Raw genomic sequence first — 3903 nt, forward strand, 5'->3', positions numbered from 1 at the left:
GGGGATCGATGAAGAAGTACGGCAGGTAGAGCAGTCCCGCGCAGTAGCCCATGTACACCAGGAACTTGGTGAACCAGGCCCAGCCCAGGCCGGGGTAGGTGCGGGGGTTGAAGTAGAAGGATCCTGCAATTTCTTTCAGGTTCAGCGGTGCAGGCTTTTCGGTGAGGACGCGGTCTTTGAAAGTGAATGCGAAGGCGATGGCGATTGCTGTTCCGACGGCTCCCGGGACGACTGCCATCTGGAAGGCATTGTCAAAAAGCTGGGCGAAGTACGCCGCAGCCACGAGGCCGATCGGCAGGGTCATTCCGATCAGGCCGGAGAGGCGTCCGCGTTCGGCCGGAGCCGTCTGGTCAGGGAGGGTTGCTACGAGGGCTGCAAGTGCGGCGTTGAAGCTCAGCTGCGCAAGGATCCAGGCCACCAGCACGCCCGCGACGTCCGTGGCTGACCCCAGCAGGACCAGCGAGCCCATGCCCACGATGGAGCCACCGATGATCCAGGGCTTGCGCATGCCGAACCGTGAGGTAGTGCGGTCGCTCAGCCGGCCGAAGAACGGGTTGGCCAGAAGTGCGATCAGGGCGCCGACACCGGCCACCAGGCTGAGGGCTCCGGCGCGGGTTTCCGGAGTGGTGATCTCCGAAACCTTAATGGCCAGCACCACCAGTGCCGGAGCCAGCACGGCCATCCAGAGCCCGGCGCTGGCGATGGGCATGCCAATGACGTAGGCGCGCGGTGTCTTCACTGGTGAGGGCGCGCCGGTTTCGGCGGTGCCTGTATTGCTGCTGAAGGTCGCGCTGGCCGGAGAAGCCGCGGGATCTTGGGAAATGGTCTTATCGGCCACATTGCCTCCTGATAAAAGTGACCCTCCGTTGGGCCGTGACATGGATCATACACAAAAACCAAGTCAAACTCGGTTTTTTGCTGTTTGCTGGTGAAATAAACTGGCGTGATGCCGATATCCAAGCCGCGGGGCCCGTACGCCAAGGGAGCGGAGCGCCGGGAGCAAATCATCCAGACAGCAACGGATGTTTTCGCCACCGAAGGGTTTGAAGGCGCGGCGCTGAAGCGGGTGGCTGAGCTCGTGGGGGTGAAGGAAGCGACCCTGTTTCATTACTTCCGGGGCAAACAGGAGCTGCTGACTGCCGTTCTGGCGGAGCGGGACCGGCGGGTTTTGGATGCTGCCGCCGGCACAGTGGCGGCAGGGCTTCGGCTCCTTGCGCCCGTCGCCGAACGGAACCGGAAAGAACCCGGACTCACCACGCTGTACGCTGTAGCCTCAGCTACTGCCAGTGATCCCGGGCACGACTCCCACCCTTATTTTCAAGACCGTTACGCCGTGCTTGTGGCGGAGTTGAGCCAGGACATCCGGCGCCGTCAGAAAGCAGGTGAGGTGCGCGAAGATGTTCCCGCCCAGGCCCTGGCGAGGCTTGCCATCGCAGCCTTTGACGGGCTGCAACTGCAATGGCTCTACGACAAGAACGTCGACATGGCCGAGGGCCTGGCCCAACTCATCGACATCCTCATGAAGCCGCCCTTAACGGCAACGTGAACCACGGCAATCCGACGGGTGCCGTCATCAGGCCCGCCCTCTTATCCCTTGAAGTTTTCCGGTCCCGCCAGCAGCCACTCTGTTGAGACTGGCCGGGACGTGAAAACCGGGTGGGGCAGGGAGGGACGTGCACGCCGAGGAAGAAATTGGCGATCACACGATCGACGCAGCATTGCATCTTTGCATGCCGGAGTTACTGGTAGGCGGTCTCCCGGCTGATCCCGTCGTGACGGGCAAGGAAGGCTCCTAGAACGCCGGAGCTGGTGCTGAAGGAGCAGAAACATGATTCCCCAGACGTCCGCGTACTAGGCCTTTTTCAGCCAAGTCATCGCTTCATCAAGTGATGTGAAGAACCGCGTGGGGCAGGCGTGGTTGTGCCGCGAGATGTAGAAGCTGGCTATGGTTTCGTCTACGGGGCTGGTGCCGACGAGGGCCATTTGCACCAAAGGCCACGGGGCTGAAAAAATTTCCCCGGCATGGCGATCGATCCATTTCATGCTGGCCATTTCGACCAGCATTGGGAGGCTGCGCCCTGCAGTTAGCGCAGCGGCGCGGCTCTTCAGCGCGTTCGCTTCGGTTGCAGTAACCACTGCTCCGGGTGCCCACCGGACATGCAGAATACCCTCGGTGGAAAGCTCAATAGCTACTAGGTCGCTTTTTTGCCTGATCTGTTTCACACCTACCCCTCAGCACCCGTACGCGGACCGCTTCCGTGAAATCAGCAGGCCAAGAAGCCTAATCGTACGTTTTTGGGCCCCTGCAACGCTTTATGTCATCATTGCACCTGCCGTGGAGGGGGCGGGCGCAGCACGCTAATCCAGGAACTTGATACTAGGGCCGCAACCCTCGGGATTACGGAGCGATGATGGGCATGAAGCCGGGCACCGACAGTAGTTGGGGGAGATCGTGTTGGATGTGAAGCAGCAGGTGTCCTCGTCTCGCTACACCCTGAGCGATAAGGGAGACTTCCTTCGCCTGCAATGGACGCCCGGTGTCACGATAGAAGCCGACGACATTCACTCGACAATCGCCGCTGTTACTGCTGCATCTCCGCAGGGCAAGCGGCCGTTACTGGTGCATATCGGGCCGCTGGAGATGATTACCTCGGAAGCCAGGCAGTTACTCATCGATGACACCTGTTCCGCTCGCACCGCCGTTGTAGGGGTTGATGATGTGGGCAGGGTAATCACTGCCTTCAACTACAGATCCGCCACCCTCAGCCGGTACTTTGAGCAGGAGGCTGAGGCAATCGCCTGGCTCACGGAGGACATCGACCCGGGTCGGGCCTCTGGCCGCATATAAGCCTTCTATGACGCGAGTAGGGCTTTCGGTACACCGCTGCCGGCACGCTGGACCAGTTCAGCCGCCCGTTCCGGCGTGAGGGTCTTTTTCGCCCTTTATGAACGCCGCGTTGCTTGGCCAGGCCTTTTGGCGTTCTCTGATGAGGGAACGTTCAAATTCGGCGAAGGCTCCGATAAGGCTCCGATGACGGAGAGCATGAAGTTGGCCATGGGAGAGTCCTCCCCCGTGAAGACCAAGTTCTCTTTGACGAACTCCACCCGGATGCCCTTGCGTGTGAGGGTCTGGACGAGAGCACGTAGGTCATCGGTCCAGGACCTGGCCCTCAAGCTGACGTTTCTCGTTCTGGTCCAGAGTGCTCACGCGCACGTACCGATCCGCTGTCCGACCACTACTGCCTCCCCAAACTTCCGCCGTGAAGTTGAGTGGAGGCCGTTCACCACGACTTTGAGCTTGTCAGAGGGCTCGAGAAGTTTGGTATCGAATATGCACGGATACCAGTAATCGCCGCTCCGGCCACGCATACGGCCGTGCCGGCAGGGGAGGGATTTCACCCGAGCCTTGCCGTTGCGCAGGTACTGGCAGACGGTCTCCCTGCTGATCCCGTAAACACGGGCAAGGACTGCTTTCGGGGCACTGCTGCCAAGGACAATCTCGCTCGCTGACTCTGGTCCGTCCACAGCTGGGGCAATTAGGGTCATTCACGGCTGTGCATTGAGGGAATCGTTGGAGTAGCTCCCCTCACAGAAGTAGCGGTGGATAACCCATGAGGCTTGTCCCCAAGTGTGGGCGGTGGGCGGGCTTCTCCAGGACCTTGGCGACGATGCGGTCCGTGGCGAGGCCGTAGCGGTCGTGGAGGGTGGGCAGTGCGCCGGTGTCGAGGAACTGGTCCGGCAGCGCGACCGGGACCACGCGCTTGCCTATGCCGGCGGTGACGACGGCGGAGGCGACGGTTTCGAAGAGGCCGCCTACCACGGAGTGGTTTTCCAGGGTCACGGCGAGCCGGTCGGTGTTGATTTCGGCGAGGACGGTGGCGGCGTCGAACGGCTTGATGGTGG

Annotated in this window: 5 protein-coding genes and 1 pseudogene; 2 read left to right on the plus strand and 4 right to left on the minus strand. The window is 61.2% G+C overall.

Annotation, left to right across the window (positions count from 1 at the left end; genetic code table 11):
- Nucleotides 1–838 (minus strand): MFS transporter (locus AC5RWX_RS31180; RefSeq protein ID WP_494100066.1); only part of this gene is annotated, 838 nt, incomplete at its 3' end.
- A 108-nt stretch (nucleotides 839–946) separates the two neighbouring features.
- Here AC5RWX_RS31180 and AC5RWX_RS31185 point away from each other — a divergent pair.
- Complete coding sequence (locus AC5RWX_RS31185) at nucleotides 947–1546, plus strand: TetR/AcrR family transcriptional regulator (RefSeq protein WP_494100067.1); 600 nt, start codon at nucleotides 947–949, stop codon at nucleotides 1544–1546.
- A gap of 305 nt (nucleotides 1547–1851) precedes the next feature.
- Here the strand turns inward: AC5RWX_RS31185 and AC5RWX_RS31190 are convergent, their stop codons facing one another.
- A complete protein-coding gene (locus AC5RWX_RS31190; RefSeq protein ID WP_494100068.1) occupies nucleotides 1852–2223 on the minus strand; it encodes a DUF7793 family protein in 372 nt (123 codons plus the stop codon).
- A 238-nt stretch (nucleotides 2224–2461) separates the two neighbouring features.
- Here AC5RWX_RS31190 and AC5RWX_RS31195 point away from each other — a divergent pair, with 238 nt between their 5' ends.
- Nucleotides 2462–2848, plus strand: a complete 387-nt coding sequence (locus AC5RWX_RS31195) for a hypothetical protein (RefSeq protein ID WP_494100069.1) — start codon at nucleotides 2462–2464, stop codon at nucleotides 2846–2848.
- Between the two features lie 5 nt (nucleotides 2849–2853).
- Here the strand turns inward: AC5RWX_RS31195 and AC5RWX_RS31200 are convergent.
- Both AC5RWX_RS31200 and AC5RWX_RS31205 read right to left on the minus strand, forming a co-directional pair.
- Nucleotides 2854–3237 (minus strand): annotated as a pseudogene (locus AC5RWX_RS31200) (recombinase family protein).
- A 349-nt stretch (nucleotides 3238–3586) separates the two neighbouring features.
- Nucleotides 3587–3903: transketolase C-terminal domain-containing protein (locus AC5RWX_RS31205; RefSeq protein WP_494100070.1), on the minus strand; the 317-nt coding region annotated here is incomplete at its 5' end.

This window comes from Arthrobacter sp. SPT-J7 (genome assembly GCF_059089965.1).

What these genes read in the sequence shown, in the direction of transcription:
- AC5RWX_RS31185 (WP_494100067.1), top strand. Translation starts at nt 947, where the DNA reads ATGCCGATATCCAAGCCGCGGGGCCCGTACGCCAAGGGAGCGGAGCGC.